Source organism: Euzebya rosea (assembly GCF_003073135.1).
Classification (GTDB): Bacteria; Actinomycetota; Nitriliruptoria; order Euzebyales; family Euzebyaceae; genus Euzebya; species Euzebya rosea.
The window spans coordinates 108903-126689 of sequence record NZ_PGDQ01000010.1 but is presented as its reverse complement, the minus strand read 5'-3'; the positions used below and the strand labels follow the sequence as shown (position 1 = coordinate 126689).

Below are 17787 nucleotides of genomic sequence, written 5' to 3'. Positions count from 1 at the left end.
AGGGCCTCCCCTCCTCCCCTGCCCGCGGATCGGCGCGATCGTGCCGGTCATCGTCCCTGGACCACGCAGGCCCCGATCGCGCCGATCGGGGTGAGGGGCGGCCGAGCGGATCGTGCCGGTCATCGTCCCCGGACGACGCAGGCCCCGATCGCGCCGATCGGGGTGAGGGGCGGCCGAGCGGATCGTGCCGGTCATCGTCCCTGGACGACGCAGGCCCCGATCGCGCCGAAGGGCCCGGCGAGACGGCCGAGACGGCCGGGGTCGGACGGGGTCGGCCGGGGTCGGCGGGGGTCAGGCGCGGCCGGGGGCGGCGAGGAGGGGGACCAGCATCTCGCGTTCGGTCAGGCTGCCGTGACGTGAGGCCATGTTGTTCTCGCGGGGGGTGGCCGGGTCGGCGAACCCGATGTCGGCGAAGGGGGCAAGGACGACGTCGCCGACCCGCCGGTGGTGGTGGACCGGGCCGCCCACGCCCAGCCAGCCGTCGTCGAAGAGCTCCTCGCGGGTGAACACCCAGGACTCCTCGCCGTGGGCCTCCATGCACGCCTCGTACAGCGCTTTCTGCTTGTTGGTCCGCGCGTAGACCGACCGGAACCGGCTCTCCCCGGCCAGCCGCCGGATCAAGCGGCTGTCGACGTCGACCTCCCTGATCTCGTCTGGGCCGACCTCGACGTGGCCGTGGTCGGCGGTGACGACGAGGGCACCGTCGCGGGGGATGATGTCCAGCAGCTCGCCGACCAGCCGGTCGGTGTCACCGAGCTCGGCGGTGAAGAAGGGGCCGTGCAGGCCGTGGGGATGGGCGACCTTGTCGATGCCGTCGTAGTAGGCGTAGACGACGCGGGCGTCCTCGGCCAGGGCCGTGCGAACCTGCTCGCGCAGCACCGCCGGGGTCTGCCAGCCACGCATTGAGTTGCCGGGCAGGTGCGCACCGGTGAAGCCGGACCCCTCGAACTCGGCCTTCACGACCACGGGGACGGTGCGACCGCCGAAGGAGGGGTGGGGCTGGATCGTGTCGGGTTCGGGGCCACGCTTGCCCGTGTCCAGCCGCCACGCCAGCACGTTGAGCACACCCGCGTCCAGGCCGATTCGGTAGCCGAGCAAACCGTGCTCGGCAGGCGTCAGGCCCGTCGTGATCGAGGGCAGGCCGGCAGCCGTGGTGGACGGCGCAGCGCAGGTGATGTGGCCACCGTCCATGCCGGCCAGGGTCGGCATCCGATCCGCATGGTCGCGCAGCATGGTCCAGCCCAGCCCGTCGAGCACCAGCACGACGACGCGGCTGGCCGCGGCGGCGACGTCCGGCAGCCACTCGGGCGGGGTCGGCGACTGCAGGCCGGGGACGATGCCGCCGATCCAGGCGCCGTCGTAGGCGGGTCGAACGGGGGTGGGGCGTTGGGGCACGGCGACCAAGCCTACGGGCTGGACCTACACTGACAGGCGCACATGCAGTCGAGACGGACCGGACCGGGAGCCTTCGCCCTGCGTTATCTGCTGCCCGGTCTGCTGGCCGGGCTGTTCGTCGTCCCCCTGATCGCGATGGTCATGGGCAGCCTGCGACCCCTCGGCGCCCCGCCGCCGGGCGGTGTGGAGTTCGTGCCGCCCGGCGCCACCCTCCGTGCCTACGGCCTGCTCACCGACCTGCTTCCCGTCACCACCTACCTGCGCAACTCCGTCGTCGTGGCGCTGGTCGCGGTCCCGCTCACCGTGCTGGTCGCCTCGTGGGCCGGTTTCGGGATCCGGCTGCTCCAGGACCGGGCCAAGCGGCTGGCGGTGCTGGCGAGCCTGCTGGTCATGCTGGTCCCCGCGAGCGCCCTGTGGGCCACCCGGTTCCGCGTCTACGCCTGGTTCGACCTGATCGGCTCGATCCTGCCGCTGATCGCCCCGGCCCTGCTCGGCACGTCGCCGTTCCTCGTCCTCGTCTACGCATGGGCGTTCCACGGCATCAGCGACTCCCAGCTGCATGCGGCCCGGCTCGAGGGTGCATCGACGTGGACCATCTGGCGACGCATCGCGATGCCGCAGGTTCGCACCGCGACCCTCGCCGTGGCCATACTGGCGTTCACGTTCCACTGGGGGAACTTCGTGGACGCCCTGCTGTACCTGCGCGGGCAGGAGAACTACACACTTCCGCTGGGCCTGGACACCCTCAAGCTGCTGCGGCCGACGGAGTTCCCGCTCCTCATGGCCGGTGCGGTCGTGTTCAGCCTTCCCAGCGTCGCGGTCTTCCTGCTGGCCCACCGACTGTTCGACGACAACCCCCTCGACACCCTGAGAAAGGGGACCTCCACGTGACCTCGATGCTGCGCCGGTCGATCGGCCTCCTCGCGCTTCTCCTCACCATGGCGATCCTCGCCACGGCCTGCTCGGGCACCGACGCCGGCAGCGACGACACGGCGACCGACACCGCGACCGACGCCGGTGGCGACACCTCGGCGGACACCGACCCGGTCGACGGCGAGGCCGTCGACATCGAGGTCACCCTCTTCGGGGGGCCGGCCGAGATCGCCGGGTACCAGGCGCTTGTCGACTCCTTCGAGTCCGCCAACCCCGACGTCACCGTGACGCTGAACCCGGTCGCCAAGCAGGACGACCTGCTGGCCAACCTGACGACGTCCTTCGCCGGTGGCGCACCGCCGGACGTGTTCCTCGTCAACTACCTGAAGTACGGGCAGTTCGCGTCGCAGGGCGTGCTCGCCGACGTGCAGCCCTTCCTCGACGACAGCGACGTCATCAGCGTCGAGGAGTTCGCCGAGCCGCCGCTGGAGGCGTTCCGCTTCGACGGCGAGACGCTGACGTGCATGCCGCAGAACATCTCCTCCCTCGAGGTCTACTACAACGTCGACGCCTTCGACGCGGCAGGCCTCGAGCACCCCGCGGAGGGGTGGACGTGGGACGACTTCCTGGCCGCCGCACAGGCCCTGACCGACGCGGAGGAGGGGCGCTACGGCGTCGGCGTGGAGCCGTCCCTGCAGCGCATCGCCCCGTTCGTGTGGTCCAACGGCGGCGACGTGGTCGATGACCAGCTCGCCCCCACGACGCTGACGCTCGACGAGGGACCGGCCCGCGAGGCGCTGGACTTCTTCCTCGACCTGCAGCTCGTGCACGGGGTCGCCCCGCCGGACGCCGAGGAGCAGTCCCTGGAGTCCGAGGAGCGGTTCGTCGCCGGCCAGCTCGGCATGTACCTGAACAGCCGCAAGTCCGTCCCGTCGCTGCGGGAGGGCATCACCGACTTCACCTGGGACGTCGGCCCGATGCCGACCGCCCCCGGTGGTACCCCGGCCACGATCCTGCACGGCGACGCCTACTGCATGAGCGCCGACGGCAACACCGAGGCCTCCTGGCGGTTCATCGAGCACGCCATGACCGCCACCGGGCAGGAGATCCTCGCCGAGAGCGGCCGGACGGTCCCCTCGCGCCTGGACGTGGCGTCCTCCCCGGTCTTCCTCGAGCCCGACGAGCCGCCGGCCAGCTCGCACGTGTTCGTCGACGTCATCCCGACGATCCGGTCCCTGCCACACACCGGCACGTGGTCGCAGATGCAGAACCAGGTCGACTCGGTCCTCACCGACGCCTTCTACGGGCGCATCGACCGCGAGCAGGGGATCACCGACATGATCAGCACCGCCGAGGCGACGTTCGCGCTGGACGGCAGCTGATCGTGGCGGTCGAGGGTCGGCACGCGGGGGTGGCGTGGCACGACGTGCGCCGGGTGCATCCCGGGCGTCGTGGCCGCCCAGACGTCGTCGCCCTCGACGGCCTGACGCTCGAGGGCCCACCGGGCGAGCTGCTGGTGCTGGTGGGGCCGTCGGGGTCGGGGAAGTCCACCGCCCTGCGGGCCCTGGCCGGCATCGAACCGCTCGACGCGGGATCGGTCCACATCGACGGTGCCGACGTCACCGCGGTCGCGGCGCACGAGCGGGACGTCGCCATGGTCTTCCAGGACCTTGCGTTGTTCCCGCACATGACCGTCGCCGACAACGTCCTGTTCGGGGCGTCGTTGCGTCGCCTGCCCGAGGCCGAGCAGCGCACGGTGCTGGCCGACGTCGCCGAGCAGCTGGACCTCCGGGACCTACTCGACCGGCGTCCGTCGGAGCTGTCGGGCGGCCAGCAGCAACGGGTCGCCCTGGCCCGTGCCCTGGTCCGCAAGCCGGCGGTGTTCCTGCTGGACGAACCCCTGTCCAACCTCGACGCCCGCCTGCGCCTGGACGCCCGGACCCGGATCGTCGCCCTGCAGCGCCGGTTGGGGATCACCATGGTCCACGTCACCCACGACCAGACCGAGGCGATGACGATGGGCGACCGCATCGCGGTGCTGCGCGACGGCCGCCTGGAGCAGGTCGGCACCCCCCGTGAGGTCTACGACGAGCCGGCGACCACCTTCGTGGCGTCCTTCCTCGGCATGCCCCCCATGAACCTGCTGCCCGGCTCGGTGGCGCTGGCGGGCACGACCCCAGCCGACACCGACACCGTGGGGGTGCGACCCGAGGACCTCGTGTTCGCCGAGGAGGGGCAGCTGGCCGGCCGCGTGCTGCAGGTGGAGGACCTGGGCAGCGAGGTCGTGGTCCTCGTCGAGACCGAGCACGGCATCGTGCACGTCCGCCGCGGCGTCCGGGAGCCGTTGCCGCAGGAGCCTGCGGTGACGCTCGCGCTGGCACCCGGCGGGCGCATCCACCGGTTCGACGCCGACGGTCAGCGCCTGTCGACGGTCGAGGGGGGACCCGGTGCGCGCGGGTGATCCACTGAGGTCGGGAGCACGGCCGTACCTGGCCCCCTACGCCCTTGGGGTGGTGCTGCTGGTCCTCGTGCCCGCGGGGTTGACGTTCGCCTACGCCTTCACCAACGCCACCGGCCTGAACGAGCCGTCGTTCACCGGGCTGGCCAACGTCTCCCGGATGCAGGCCGACCCGTTCCTGCCCGCCTCCATCCGCGCATCGTTGATCCACGTCGGGCTTGCCGTGCCGCTGCGCCTGCTGGTGGCGGTGACCCTCGGACTGCTGCTGGCCGGCCAACGGCGAGGGGCGCGGTGGTACCGCGTGGCGGTGTACGTCCCGACGGTGATGCCCGACATGGCCATGGCCCTGCTCGCGCTGTGGGCGTTCAACCCGCTCTACGGCCCCGTCAACCAGGTCCTGGGGGCGTTCGGCCTGCCCGAGCCGGTGTGGTTGGCCACTCCCTGGGGGGCGCGATGGGCGGTCGTGGTGATGCTGCTGTTCCCCATCGGCGAGGCGTTCGTCGTCGTCCTGGCGATGCGCCGGCGCATCCCGCCGTCGCTGTACGACGCGGCGGCGCTGGAGGGCTACGGCCCGTTCGGCCAGCTGCGACGCATCACGTTGCCACTCCTCGCCCCCGTGCTGGTCCTGCTGGCCGTGCGTGACGTGATCCTGACGTTGCAGGTCAACTTCGTACCCGCGTACCTGCTGACCGACGGCGGTCCGGGCAACGCCACCCGCTACCTGCCGGTCTACATCTACGACCAGGCCTTCGAGTTCTCCGGCTTCGGCTACGCGGCGCTGCTCACGATCGCGCTGATGGCGCTGAGCACCGTGCTGGTGGGCGTCATGGTCCTGCTGGCCCGCCGCTGGCAGCTACTTCGTCGGTGACCCTGCCGGCTCGTGGGGAACCTCGTCGCGAGCCGCAGCGGTGTCGGATCCGTCGGGGTCCGGCCCCACGGGCTGGTCGACCGGTGGCGGGGTGCTGCCCGCTCGCACGAAGGCGATGCCGCCGAACACCAGCCCGAAGATGACGGCCACGAAGACGAACGGGTCGATGCCCTGCATGGCGAGGATCTGCTGGCCGGCCTCGGAGGTGGCGACCAGGCCCAGTCCGCCGATCGTGACGACGGCCGCGACCGTGCCGATGATGGCCCCCCAGGGGCGACGCCGGGGCGCCACCAGCACTGGGGGTGCGTCGCCCTCGACGGCCTCGATGTCGGGGGCCGACGCCGAGGACTCGACGGTCTGCAGCGGCAGGCCCGGCAGCTCGACGGTCCGGTCCATCGACTCGGGCTCGACGTCGACCTCGGGCGCAGCGTCGACCTCGGGCTCGACATCGACCTCGGGCGCAGCGTCGACCTCGGGCTCGACATCGACGTCGGGCGCAGCGTCGGGGACGACCTCGGCGTCGGCGTCCACCGATGCCTCGGGGTTGCCGTGGTCGGCCCACGCACGGTCGACGGCCTCGATGACGGCCGACTCCTCGATGCCGAGGATCGCCGACACGTCGACCGCGTCGAGCCCCACCTCCTCCACCAGCACGACCGCTTCGGACTCCAGCGTGACCCGCGGGTCCGGCTCGACCTCCATGTGGGCCAGCACGAACAGCTCGAGCGGATCGGTCGCCTCGATCTCCAGCCCCATCAGGGCGATGGAGTCCAGGGCAGGTTCGACTCGTTCCTCGGGCAGGAAGACCCGGAGGAACGCGCGAAGCTCCGCCTCTGGCATGTGCACGCCACCCATCTTCTCGTGTCCTCGTGCACCCGAGCTCCAGCGACCCCCGACCACGGACCGAGGCGACCGGCGACTATGGTCTCGCTGCACAATGGACACACCACCACCGATCGAGTCACGCCCCACGTTCCCCGAGGACATGGCTGCCGTCCGCGAAGACCTGCACGAGCTGTTCGTGGCCACGCCGATGTACGCCACGATGGGCATCTCCCTCGACCGCTGGGGCCCGGGATGGGCGCAGCTGTCGATGACGCCGACGGCCGCGACCGGCAACCTCGCCGGCAGCGTGCACGGGGGGGCGGCCTTCACGCTCGCCGACGCGGCGTTCGAGGTCGCCTGCAACTCGTGGGGACGCCTCGCCGTGGCGCTGGAGACCACCTGCCACTACCACCGGCCGCTCGCCCTCGGCCGGCTCGCCCGCGCCGACGGCTGGGAGGTGTCCCGTGGCGGCCGCACCGCCACCTATCGCCTTCAGGTCACCGACGAGGAGGGGACGGTCCTGATCAGCTACCTCGCCCTCGCCTACCGCACCTCCCGATACCACGTCGACGCCGACCGCCTTCCCGAGGGCTGGGGATGACCGTCACGACCACGATCCGACGGATCGTGTCCCCCGGGGAACTCCGGCCCTCCGACCTGCGACCCCTGGGGTGATCACCACATGAGCAGGGAGGAGTTCGATGCAGCGGCTGACGCGCTTGCCGCACGTGCCCGCACCGGCGATGCCGATGCGTTCGACGACCTGTGTCGCCTCCTCCGGGACGACGTGTGGCGGTACTGCTACGCCCTCCTCCGTGACCGGGAACAGGCCTTCGACGCCGCGCAGGACACCTTCCTGCGTTGTGTTCGGGCCATCCCCAAGTGGCGTGGCGACGCCCCCGTGCGGGTCTTCGTGCTGGTCCTCGCCCGCCGGGCCGTGGCCGACCTCATCCGCGGAGAGCAGCGCCGGCGGCGCATCGCCGACGTGGCCGTCGAACCGGTCGTCGCGGCACCGCAGCACACCGGGACGATCGAGGTGACGGAGCTGATCAACCAGCTGGCCGACGACCACCGGCAGGCGTTCGTGCTGACCCAGGTGATCGGCCTGCCCTACGAGGAGGCCGCGGACGTCGCGGGTGTGGCGGTCGGCACCATCCGATCCCGCGTCTTCCGCGCCCGCGAGCGACTCGCCGAGGCCATCGCCGCCGCGGAAGCCGACCACACCCCCGAACGATGACCCACAGGAGAGGACGTGACCGCCATGGATGACACGAGGCTGGAGGAGATCAGCCGTGCCTATCGCTCCCAGCTCGGTGAGGCGCCCCCCGCCGTCACCGACGCCGCGGTGACCGCCTTCCGAGCCCGGGGTCGCCAGCACGCGTGGACCGGCGCACGGATCGTGCTGCTGCTGGCGGGCGCCATCGGCCTGCTGCTGGAGGTGCCGGTGATCCTCGGCGGCTCGGCCCACACCTCCCAGGACGTCGCGGTGCTGCACACCGCCCTGTCCATCGGGTTCCTCATCGCGGCCCGGCGGCCCGAGCGGTACGCCAGGGGCATGGTGCCGGTGGCGATGGCGGCGGCGGTGTTGCTGGTCCTGCCCACCGCCAGCGACACCAGGACGGCCGTGGAGAACGGCGTCGCCGAGCTCTCGCACCTGCCGGTCCTGGCCGGTGCCGCGGCGTTGGCCCTGGGTGGCTGGATGGCGCCGGCCCGGCGCCACCGGCGTGCCTGACGCTCCACCGTCCGCAGCCACGGCCGACCCGGTTTCGAGCGGGGTCGGTCGTTGGCGTTACGGTCGAGTGGTGCGTCCGAACCGTTGCCCCTCCCCCACGCGTCGGCCGGCCCCTCGGGCGTCGGCTGCTGCGGCCGCCGTGCTCGCCGTCCTCGCCGTCTCGTGCGGTGGCGACCCCACCCCGACGGGCGCCCCGTCGGCCACGGCCAGCTGCAGCGAGGTGGAGTTCCCGCCGGTGCAGTTCGGCAGCCACCTGATCGGCGACGCCGAGCCGCCGGTCGACTACAGCTCGACACCGCCGAGCAGCGGCTGGCACACCTCCGGCGCCCCTCCCATCGGAATCCACGAGTCACCACCGGGCCTGTCCGAGCCGCAGCAGGTCGCCACGCTCGAGGCAGGCGGGGTCGTCATCACACACGGCCCGCTGGAGGAGTCCGTGCGGGACGAGCTGGTCGACACCGTCGAGTCGCGCTGGGCCGACCGCGTGGTCCTCACGCCCTACGCCGAGCTGTCCGACGGGGAGGTGGCGCTGGCGTCATGGGGTGCCCTGCAGCGCTGCACCGCCGTGGACACAAGCGCCATCGAGGCGTTCGTCACCACCTACGCGCAGCCCATCGAGCTCCACGGCTGATCCGACCCGTCCGGTCAGGCGACCGACGCGAAGCCTCCGGACAGCGCACAGGCGGCCCGTTCGGGCCGCCCGTGATGTGTGATCGAACGCGTGGGTCAGGGCCTGACGGACCGAACCGAACGCTGCATGTCGACCGGCCGCACGGAGCGCGCCGCGGACGGCCGGCGGTCACCCGGACGGACGGCGCCCGTGAAGGCGATCGCCTCGGGCACCTCCTCGCCACGACGACGGAGCACCGCGCCGTAGCTGGCGGCGCCGAGCAGGACCAGCAGCGCGAGGGTGGTGGCGTACCAGGACGGCTGGACGACGCTCAGGCTCGCCGCCGCCACGTTGCGTACCGGTTCCGCGGCCACCCGAAGGATCGACGCGTCCTCAGCGGAAACGGCGACATCGGTCGTGCCGGGGACGATCTGCTGGCCGGCCACCATGGGGGCGAGGACCAGCGGTTCACCGGAGACGGGGTCGGTCAGCGGACGCGCGGCGGTGCCGAGGGACGGCACCACGCTGACGCCGTAGGTCTCGATCGGCGGGGGTGCGACACCGGCGTCCTCCGCTGCAGCCTCCTCACCCTCCACAGGGGCATCGGCGGGCACACCCTCCCCCTCGGCAGCGACCTCGCCCTCGGCGGGCTGGGGCGCCTGCGGCGCCTCGACGACCTCCTGGGCGTCACCACCCTCGGCCTCGACCTCACCGGATCCACCACCGGTCCCGGGTTCGGCCGGGCGCGCGGGGTCGTCACCCTCGCCATCGGCGAGCTGCTCCTCGAAGTCCTCGAGCATGTCAGCCAACGTGGGCTCGCCGTCGTCCTCGGCGAGCGGCGGCGGAGCGGTGGTCGGCGTGGGAGTGGGGGTGGCCGTCGGCGTCGGGGTCGGCGTGGGGGTCGGAGCGGCCTCGGTCGAGGCATCCGCCGGGTCACCGGGGCGGGCGATCTGTGCAGCGGAGGGCGACAGCGGCAGCAGCAGGATGCCGGCGACCAGCAACGCCAGCAGCAGAGTCGTTCGACGCTCTCCGGCGCCCGTCAGATCGTGCATATGGAGAAGTACCTTCAAACGTTCGGCCATCGTCGCTCCTCCGGGAGTTCGTCGGTGATGGCACCGGCGACCGGGAAACGACGCTCGTTTCCGAAGACTACCGGTACACGGCGGGGGGAATCCACCAACTCCCTCACATGTCGGCACGTCCGATGGGCCCCTGTAGGACTTCCCTGTCGGATACCACTCAGGGCAACGTCAACCGCCGTTGAGTGCGTAGAACTTCACGCACCGTTAACCGTACAGGGGGTGACCGTTGCGGCCCCCGGGTACCATGCTTGCAAGAAACAGCGGTTCGCTTGCCATCAGCTAATACGAACTCGGACCACCGCTGCCCGCCTGCAGGAAGGAGGCCCGCATGAGAGATCTCATCGGCATCCGGAAAGTCTCCGAACATGCGCTGCGCCACCTCGCGGACATGTTCGCCGACGACACCAACCCCATCGACCCGACCGACGTGTCCGTGGACGCCACCATCGTCTTCGCCGACATCGAAGGGTTCTCCGACGTCGTGGCCCGCGAGGGCGACGACGCGGCTGCTGCCGTTCTCGACCAGCTCGACGCCGCGGTCGAGGCTGCGGTCGCACCCACCGGAGCGAGGGTGGTCAAGCGCCTCGGCGACGGGGTCATGATCGCTGCCGACGACCCCGGCGACGGCGTCCTCGTCGCCGCTGCGCTGCCCGGCGCGTTCGCCTGCCGGCTGGCCGAGACCCCCCACCCCCTGCGCCTGCGCGTCGGGGCACACCGCGGCGTCGTCCGCAGCCGGGGAGACGACCTCATCGGCTACCACGTCAACGTGGCCGCCCGCGTCGCCGAGCACGCCTCGGGCGGCGAGGCGTTGATCACCGGTGCGCTCCACGACTCCGTGGTGCTGTCGGACCCCCTCCGTGCCGTCGAGGCCGGCCGACTCGTGGCCAAGGGCGTGCCCGAACGCCCACGGGTCTTCCGCCTCCTGGTCGGGGCAGCGAGCTCGCCCTGCGAGCAACCCCTGATCGCCTGAGCTGTGGGTCGGTCCGCTGATCGGGTAGACCTCGTGCATGGTCGACCCGCCTGCTGACGCCACCCTCGCGGACTTCCTGCGCCGCGCCGAACGCCTCCTGGTCCTGACGGGCGCGGGCATCTCCACGGAGTCGGGCATCCCCGACTTCCGCTCACCCGGCGGGGTGTGGACGCGTTACGACCCGCGGCAGATGACGTTCGACCGGTACGTCGAGTCCGCCGAGGTCCGCGCCATGTCCTGGGCGATGCGACGGGAGTTCTTCGCCGCCGGGGCACGACCGAACCGGGGGCACCTGGCCATCGCTGCGATGGAGGCCGAGGGGCGCAGCGTCGGGGTGATCACCCAGAACATCGACGGGCTCCACCAGGAAGCCGGCTCGCAGACCGTGGTGGAGATCCACGGCACGGCCAGGACGGTGGGCTGCATCGGTCGACGGCCCCGCTGGGGCACCCCCGACGGGTGCGGGTTCAGCGCCGACACGACGTGGGCGTTCCAGCGCATCGACGAGGGTGATCCCGACCCTGCCTGCCCCACCTGCGGTGGGCTGGTCAAGTCGGCCACGATCAGCTTCGGCCAGGCCATGGACACCACGTCCATGGACGCCGCCGCCGAGCTGATGGCCAGGGCCGACGCGATGCTGGTCGTCGGATCCTCCCTCCAGGTCCACCCCGTCGCCGGCATGCCGGTGGATGCGGTCGACCGCGGCCTCCCCCTCGCCATCGTCAACCGCGAACCCACCCCCCTCGACCACCTGGCCGACGTCGTCGTCCACGGCAGCGCCGGCGACGTCCTGGGGTAAGCGGTTGTTCTGCCGGTGGCGGCTCCGGCTCGCTGTCGGTCCTTGCGTTGTTGGTTGGTCCTCGCGTTGTTGCTGGTCCTCGCGTTGTTCGTTGGTCCTCACTCCGTTCGGACGGTCCTCGGGCTCGTAACCGACGATCCGCGGCGGCTTCCTCGACCCCTCGCTTCGCATCGGGGCACTGCGGGAGCCACCACGGAGTCGTCGGCGCCCTGCGGCGGTGCGTGTGGACCTCGGAGGGCCCCGCACACGAACGGTGTGTGCGATTCCCCTCGGTGGGGGCTGTCCATCGCGCACGCCCTCGGCCGGTGTTTGGCATCCACGCCGCTGGAAGGCGTGCATCGCACACGCGGCCTCACCGCGGGTGGGACCGGCCACCCTCAGCGGCGCCCAGGCCACACGCCATCCCGACCACGGGCGGCCGGACGCCACGCCGGGCGGCCGAACGCCACGCCGTACGGCGGCGGGTGAGCGCCTCGGCGAGCCCCGCACACAGCTGGTGTGTGCGTTGGACATCCCCAGGTGGAGGGAATGACACCCACCCTCGGCCGCCGTGGGCTATCCCCGCCGCTGGAGGGCGTGCATCGCGCACGAGGCCCCACCCCGGGTGCGATCGACCACCCTCAGAGACGCCCAAGCCACACGCCAGCCCGACCACCGCGACCGAACCGACCACCGCGACCGAACCGACCACCGCGACCGAACCGACCTCCGCGACCGAACCCACCACCACCGACCGCCGCAGGGCGCCGACGCTCCGTGAGCAGGACTCGCAGCCACGAGCTCGTGAGGGGCGAAATCGGCGGAGCGGATCGTCGGTCACGAGCCCGAGGACCGTCCGAGCGCAGCGAGGCCATGCAAAGAGTCGAACCCCGCGTCGTGGGACGCGGGGTTCGTGGGTTCTGCGTGGGAGTTACTCCCAGGCGGCGACCTTCGGGTGGTCGACGCCGGAGGCGCCGACCTTGGCGGCACCGCCGGGGGAACCGACGCCGGAGACGCCGTCCTCGAAGTACTCGGCGTTCCAGGGAGTGAATTCCTTCCACTCGTCCGGGACGTCGTCCTCGTAGAAGATGGCCTCGACGGGGCATGCGGGCTCGCAGGCACCGCAGTCCACGCACTCATCGGGGTGGATGTAGAGCATCCGGTCACCCTCGTAGATGCAGTCCACGGGGCATTCCTCGATGCAGGCCTTGTCCTTCACGTCGATGCAGGGCTCGCAGATCGTGTAGGTCACGTGTTTGGCCTCCTGGTTGGGGTCGCGTGTTGGTCATCGTGCGGTGCACGGTGGGCCCGGTCGGGCGCGTCGGCCAACACTCTACCCTGAGGACCCGTGCACCCACGCAACCCGACAGCCGAAGCCACCCTCGTCACCGCCGACGGGGTGTCCCTGCAGGCCCGTCACCGACGGCCCGACACGCCACCGGTCGGTGCGGCGCTGCTGTGCCACCCCCACCCGGCGTTCGGCGGCCACATGGACGTCTGGCTGCTTCCCACGATCGCCGCAGCGCTGTCGGAAGCCGGCTGGGCGACCCTCCGCCTGAACTTCCGCGGCGTCGAGGGGTCGCAGGGCACGCAGACCGGCGGCGTCCTCGAACACCTCGATGCCGAGGCCGGGATCGCCCACCTTCGAGCCGCCCACCCGGGAGTCCCGCTGGCGGCGGTCGGCTGGTCGTTCGGCGCCATGATCACCCTCCGCTTGGGCTCGTCGGTCGACACGTGGGTGGGCATCGCGCCACCGACCCGTACCCTCGACGACGCCCCGCTGCTCGGCCCCCTCGTGCCGGACGTGCTGCCGCCGAAACGCCACGTCGTGGTCGGCGAGCACGACCAGTTCTTCCCGCCCGACACCCTCCACATCCTCCGTCCCGACGAGGTCACCGTGCTGCCGGATACCGACCACTTCTTCTTCGATCGTGACCAGGACGTCGCCGCGGCCGTCCTGCACGCGCTTCCCGGGACGTCCGACCGATGAGGGCCCGCTACGTCGTGCGGATCACCCCGGCCGACGTCGGCCAGCGCGTGAGCGTGCGGTACTGGCGTGACGGCGCGGCGGAACGCGGTCCGGGCGAACCGGCCCTCACCGATGCCCTCGGCGAGCTCGAGGCATGGGAGGACGGCTGGCTGTCCATCCGACATCGGGACGGGCACCTCGTCACCGTCGACGAGCAGACGCTGGTGGCCGGGAAGACGGTGCCTCCGGCCCCTCCCCGGCGAGATCGAAGGAATTCGTACTGAATTCCGTTCGCTCCGGTTTGCGCTGTACGCGACAGTGGAAGCCTTCGCGGGATGCAGAGGGACCCCCAGATTCTTGATGGCGTGCCGGCAGCGCTTCTCCGGCTCACCGAGACGGGGGTCGTGCTGTACGCCAACCGTGCCGCAGGGCGGTTCCTGCGGAGCCCCCAGGCGTTGCTCGTGGGCCGCCACTACACCGACCTGATCGAGACCCCGGAACGAGCCATGGAGCTGTTGGCGTCCACGGACATGGACCGGGACGCCGAACGGCGGATGATCCAGCGCTTCCGCCCCGACGGCGGCGAACCGACCTGGGGCATCGCCCTGTTCGGAGGGCTGGAGCACGACCACACCAGGTGGGTGCGGCTGGAACCGATGATCCAGGACACCTCCGAGTCACTCGGGCCGGTGCTCGCCCTCGCGGGGGCCCTGACGGGAGCAGCGCGGACCTGGCTCGTCCAGGACAAGGGCGCCCACCTCGAGGTGTCCACCACCCACCTCGACGGCACCGCCCACCCCATCGCCCTCCGCGTGGATCGCAGCAGGTACCCGCACCTCGGCGACGTCCTCGACGCCGGGCAGCCCATCAGGTGGACCTCGACCGACGAGCTCGTCCGGCGGTACCCACAGTGGGATCACTCCCAGCTCGAGGGAATGGAAGGCGGCGTCGTCATGCCCCTCACCGCGGACGGATCCACGATCGGGGCCGTCTGCTGGGCCTGGGCTGACCCGAGCGTCCCTCCCGTGGACGACGCGCAGCTCGAGTCCGCAGCCGAACGCATCTCCGGCGCGATTCGTTCCCGAGAGCAGCATCGCCTGCTGACCGCGTCCCAGCAGGAGGCGACGATCCTCGCGATGCGCTTCCAGACGGTCGTGGAGGAGCTGGAGGAGGGCGTCATCCTCTGGGAGGGCGAAGCCGCCCTGACCCCGATGGCGATGAACCCCGCGGCCGGCCGGTTGCTCGGCATCGACGCCGTGGCAGAGCTCGACGACATCCTCGTGCGCGGTTCCGAAGGCGAGGAGCTCGGGCCCGGGTTCCTGCGACGACATGCCCGATCCGCGATGGACATCGACGATGCCGAGGTCCGCCTCGTGCGCGTCCGCGACGGTGCTGACGTGCGGTGGTTGACCCTCCGTTCCCGCCATCCCGCGCGTGACGCCGAGCTGGCGGCGGTCACGATCATCGTCGACGTCACCGCGAGCCACCGCGCACAGACACGGATGCGGCACCAGATGCTGCACGACGGACTGACCGGGCTCGCCAACCGCACGCTGCTCGTGGATCGGATGGCGCAAGCGCTCCAACGGGCTCGCCGCCACGGTGGACACGTGGCCGTGCTGTTCATCGACCTCGACGACTTCAAGGCGATCAACGACACGCTGGGGCACGACGCCGGCGACGCCGTACTCGTGTCAGTCGCACGGATCCTCCGGGCAGCCGTCCGCCCCGACGACACCGTGGCCCGTCTCGGCGGCGACGAGTTCGTGCTCGTCTGCGACATCGACTCGGTCGACAACGTGTGGGAAATCGCCAAGCGCATCCATGCAGCCGCACGGGAGGGGATCGAGGTCCGGGGCGGCACGCGGCTGCGGCCGGGGTTCAGCATCGGCATCGTCATGGCCAACCCCGAGACCGCCGATCCGCAGGCGCTCCTGCGGGACGCCGACAGCGCCATGTACGCCGCCAAGGAACGCGGCAAGGGCCGCACCGAGCTGTTCGGCCCCGAGCATCGCCGTGCCGCGGCCGTCCGCCGGACGCTGCAGGCTGGCCTGCGCACGGGGGTACGCGCGGGCGAGGTCGTCCCGTGGTTCCAGCCCGTCGTGGACCTCCGGACCGGCCGCGTCGTCGCGGCCGAAGCCCTCGCGAGATGGGACCGGGGAACCGACGTGCTGGGGCCGGACCGCTTCCTGGGCCTGGCGGAGGACGCCGGCCTCATGGCCGAGCTGGGCGACACCCTGCTGCGGCACGCTGCGGACACCTCGAGCCGACACGACGGCGACGTCGCGCTCGACCTCCACCTCAACTGCTCCACCGCCGAGCTGGTCGACGGGCGGTACGCCCGCGTGCTGCGGACCCTCCAGGAACAGGCCGTCCTCGACCCGCACCGGGTGGTGCTGGACCTGACCGAGGACGTCCTGCTCACAGGGACCGGGGACATCGAGGTCCAGATCGCCGAGCTGCGGGCCATGGGTGTGCGCGTGGCCCTGGATGACTTCGGGACCGGCCTGTCGTCGCTCGTGCAGCTGCGTCAGTTCGGTGTCGACGTCGTGAAGATCGACAAGTCGTTGGTTGCCGGGCTGCCCCACGACGCCGACAGCCTCGCCCTCGTCGCTGGCATCCTCGGGATGGCCACGGCCCTGGGCCTGAAGACGGTCGCGGAGGGTGTGGAGACGGCGGCGCAGCGGGACTGGCTCGTCGCACGGGGGTGTGACTTCGCCCAGGGTCACCTGTTCGGATCAGCGTCCCCCACCCTGCCGAGCTGACCTGCTCGACGTCTGCGTCCCGACCCGCCTGCCCCCTGGACGACTACTCGCGGCCGGACACCTGTCGGCCCTCGTTGACAGCCTGCTGCCGAGCGAGCTGGTACAGGTCGCGATCAGCAGCGTCCAGGAGCTCCGTGGGCTCGATGGGCATGTCGGTCGAGGCCATACCGGCACGAACCCCGACCAGGACCCGGTAGTCGGCGTCGATGGCGATCGGACTGCCCACCGCGTCGACCAGTCGCTCGACGACGTCGAGGGCCCGCGTCCGGTCGAAGTCGTCGAGCACCAGCACGAACTCGCATCCGCCGAGATGGGCCAGCAGGTCGCCCCGACGTGCGACATGGGTCATGCGCCCCGCCACGACCCGCAGGACATGGTCGCCCACCCGATGGCCGAACTGGGCGTTGACCTGGGAGAGGCCGTCCAGGCCCATGAACACCACCGTGCAGCAGTCGCTCTGCCCGGTCTCGATGTTGCGCATGGAGATCTCGAGGTGCTCCAGGACCACGCCCCGTGACGGCAGGCCGGTGAGCGCGTCCTTGTCGGCCGCGCTGGAGAGCTCGATCTCCCGACGGCGACGCCGAAGGGCGAAGAGGATGGCCCGTTCGACCGAAGGGCCGTCCATCAGCTCACGCAGCAGTACGTCGGCCGCGCCGAGGTCGAGCGCCGCGAGCGCCATGACGGCCGGATGGGTGTCGCTGGCCACGATGATCTCGCACCGTGGCATCCTGAGCCGAGCCTGTCGGAGGGTCGCCAACCCCCGTGGTTCGGTGACGTCGATGTCGACGATCAGCAGGTCCGGCCCGCCACCCGCTGCAGACACGTCGGACAGGCCATCCATGGTGGTCGTCCGGCTGAGGGTCAGTCGCCAGCCGTTGCGTTCGGCGACCTCTGCGACGACGCGGTCGAGGTCGGTGTCCGCCCGGTTCTCGGGATCCAGCACCGCGATGTGGATGCTGCTGCCCGGGCCGATCGTGGCCGGCGAGGTCCGGCGGTCGACCTCGGGACGAGGCCGGTCGACGGCGTTGCGGATGCTGTGGCCCAGGGGGTGGTGTCGATGCTCGAGCTGGTCCTTGCCGATCACGTCGTCGACGCCGAGCCGGACGGCCAGCCGGCGGTCGGCCTCACCCGCCGTACCGGTCACCACCACGATAGGGACGTCGGCGTCCGCAGCCCGCAGGGCCGCGATGGTCCCGAGGCCCGTGGTGTCGGGGAGGCCGAGGTCCAGCAGCACCACATCGATCGGGTCGCCCGCCAGCTGGCGCACGGCCTCGGGGACGGTCTCGGCCCACAGGACGACGGGGCTGCCGTCGAGCTGTTCGGTCAGCGCTGCATCGATGAGGAGCCGGTCCGAGCCGGCATCCTCCACGACGAGCACCCGGAGTTCGGAGGCGTCTTTCACGAGACAACGCTACCCCCGTGTCCCGTGCCCGTATCTGGGAACATAGGCCTAGTGAATCGG

General features: G+C 71.5%; 18 protein-coding genes. 13 read left to right on the top strand and 5 right to left on the bottom strand.

All coding sequences use genetic code 11. From position 1 onward, the window contains the following. Nucleotides 1-291: 291 nt before the first annotated feature. Nucleotides 292-1395, bottom strand: a complete 1104-nt coding sequence (locus CUC05_RS14725) for an alkaline phosphatase family protein (RefSeq protein WP_157965590.1) — start codon at nucleotides 1393-1395, stop codon at nucleotides 292-294. Nucleotides 1396-1437: 42 nt separating this feature from the next. On the opposite strand from CUC05_RS14725, the gene CUC05_RS14720 reads away from it, so the two are divergent. From CUC05_RS14720 to CUC05_RS14705, 4 genes are read left to right on the top strand one after another with little or no spacing between them, the layout of a single operon-like run. Then, the gene (locus tag CUC05_RS14720) at nucleotides 1438-2286 is read left to right on the top strand and encodes a carbohydrate ABC transporter permease (RefSeq protein ID WP_108666881.1); all 849 of its coding nucleotides are present in this window, start codon (nucleotides 1438-1440) and stop codon (nucleotides 2284-2286) included. A gap of 5 nt (nucleotides 2287-2291) precedes the next feature. Next, nucleotides 2292-3650, top strand: coding sequence for an ABC transporter substrate-binding protein (locus CUC05_RS14715; protein WP_240606267.1), 1359 nt, complete (start codon nucleotides 2292-2294; stop codon nucleotides 3648-3650). A gap of 2 nt (nucleotides 3651-3652) precedes the next feature. Next, nucleotides 3653-4729: an ABC transporter ATP-binding protein gene (locus tag CUC05_RS14710; protein ID WP_240606264.1), complete on the top strand. Its 1077-nt coding sequence runs from the start codon at nucleotides 3653-3655 to the stop codon at nucleotides 4727-4729. Nucleotides 4730-4778: 49 nt separating this feature from the next. Then, nucleotides 4779-5594 carry a carbohydrate ABC transporter permease gene (locus CUC05_RS14705; RefSeq protein ID WP_157965589.1) on the top strand — a complete coding sequence of 272 codons (816 nt, stop codon included), beginning with the start codon at nucleotides 4779-4781 and terminating at the stop codon, nucleotides 5592-5594. Here the strand turns inward: CUC05_RS14705 and CUC05_RS24750 are convergent. Then, nucleotides 5580-6440: a hypothetical protein gene (locus CUC05_RS24750; RefSeq protein WP_157965588.1), complete on the bottom strand. Its 861-nt coding sequence runs from the start codon at nucleotides 6438-6440 to the stop codon at nucleotides 5580-5582. The two genes, CUC05_RS14705 and CUC05_RS24750, sit on opposite strands and share 15 nt — an antisense overlap. A 91-nt stretch (nucleotides 6441-6531) precedes the next feature. On the opposite strand from CUC05_RS24750, the gene CUC05_RS24745 reads away from it, so the two are divergent. The 4 genes from CUC05_RS24745 (at nucleotide 6532) to CUC05_RS14685 (ending at nucleotide 8782) form a co-directional block, all read left to right on the top strand. Beyond that, nucleotides 6532-7020, top strand: coding sequence for a PaaI family thioesterase (locus CUC05_RS24745; protein WP_157965587.1), 489 nt, complete (start codon nucleotides 6532-6534; stop codon nucleotides 7018-7020). 81 nt (nucleotides 7021-7101) lie between these two features. Beyond that, the gene (locus tag CUC05_RS14695) at nucleotides 7102-7656 is read left to right on the top strand and encodes a sigma-70 family RNA polymerase sigma factor (RefSeq protein ID WP_108666877.1); all 555 of its coding nucleotides are present in this window, start codon (nucleotides 7102-7104) and stop codon (nucleotides 7654-7656) included. Between the two features lie 15 nt (nucleotides 7657-7671). Further along, nucleotides 7672-8151: a hypothetical protein gene (locus CUC05_RS14690; protein WP_108666876.1), complete on the top strand. Its 480-nt coding sequence runs from the start codon at nucleotides 7672-7674 to the stop codon at nucleotides 8149-8151. A gap of 70 nt (nucleotides 8152-8221) precedes the next feature. Continuing rightward, nucleotides 8222-8782 (top strand): DUF3105 domain-containing protein, encoded by a 561-nt coding sequence (locus tag CUC05_RS14685; RefSeq protein WP_157965586.1) that lies wholly within the window; start codon nucleotides 8222-8224, stop codon nucleotides 8780-8782. Nucleotides 8783-8877: 95 nt separating this feature from the next. Here the strand turns inward: CUC05_RS14685 and CUC05_RS14680 are convergent, their stop codons facing one another. Beyond that, nucleotides 8878-9813, bottom strand: coding sequence for a hypothetical protein (locus tag CUC05_RS14680; RefSeq protein WP_108666874.1), 936 nt, complete (start codon nucleotides 9811-9813; stop codon nucleotides 8878-8880). A 358-nt stretch (nucleotides 9814-10171) separates the two neighbouring features. Here CUC05_RS14680 and CUC05_RS14675 point away from each other — a divergent pair, with 358 nt between their 5' ends. After that, entirely contained in the window at nucleotides 10172-10813 is a 642-nt protein-coding gene (locus CUC05_RS14675) for an adenylate/guanylate cyclase domain-containing protein (protein ID WP_108666873.1), read from the top strand. 37 nt (nucleotides 10814-10850) lie between these two features. Further along, nucleotides 10851-11612 carry an SIR2 family NAD-dependent protein deacylase gene (locus CUC05_RS14670; RefSeq protein ID WP_108666872.1) on the top strand — a complete coding sequence of 254 codons (762 nt, stop codon included), beginning with the start codon at nucleotides 10851-10853 and terminating at the stop codon, nucleotides 11610-11612. A gap of 910 nt (nucleotides 11613-12522) precedes the next feature. Here CUC05_RS14670 and fdxA read toward each other — a convergent pair. Further along, nucleotides 12523-12843 (bottom strand): ferredoxin, encoded by a 321-nt coding sequence (fdxA, locus tag CUC05_RS14660; RefSeq protein ID WP_108666870.1) that lies wholly within the window; start codon nucleotides 12841-12843, stop codon nucleotides 12523-12525. A gap of 96 nt (nucleotides 12844-12939) precedes the next feature. Between fdxA and CUC05_RS14655 the strand changes: the two genes are divergently transcribed. Genes CUC05_RS14655 through CUC05_RS14645 form a run of 3 tightly spaced genes read left to right on the top strand, consistent with a single transcriptional unit; the run spans nucleotide 12940 to nucleotide 16325 of the window. After that, nucleotides 12940-13581: an alpha/beta hydrolase gene (locus CUC05_RS14655; protein ID WP_108666869.1), complete on the top strand. Its 642-nt coding sequence runs from the start codon at nucleotides 12940-12942 to the stop codon at nucleotides 13579-13581. After that, the gene (locus tag CUC05_RS14650; RefSeq protein WP_108666868.1) at nucleotides 13578-13844 is read left to right on the top strand and encodes a putative acetyltransferase; all 267 of its coding nucleotides are present in this window, start codon (nucleotides 13578-13580) and stop codon (nucleotides 13842-13844) included. Before CUC05_RS14655 ends, CUC05_RS14650 begins: the two co-directional genes overlap by 4 nt. A 51-nt stretch (nucleotides 13845-13895) precedes the next feature. After that, complete coding sequence (locus CUC05_RS14645) at nucleotides 13896-16325, top strand: EAL domain-containing protein (RefSeq protein WP_108666867.1); 2430 nt, start codon at nucleotides 13896-13898, stop codon at nucleotides 16323-16325. A gap of 43 nt (nucleotides 16326-16368) precedes the next feature. On the opposite strand, the gene CUC05_RS14640 is transcribed toward CUC05_RS14645, so the two are convergent. Then, nucleotides 16369-17727 (bottom strand): GGDEF domain-containing protein, encoded by a 1359-nt coding sequence (locus tag CUC05_RS14640; protein WP_108666866.1) that lies wholly within the window; start codon nucleotides 17725-17727, stop codon nucleotides 16369-16371. Nucleotides 17728-17787 lie beyond the last annotated feature (60 nt).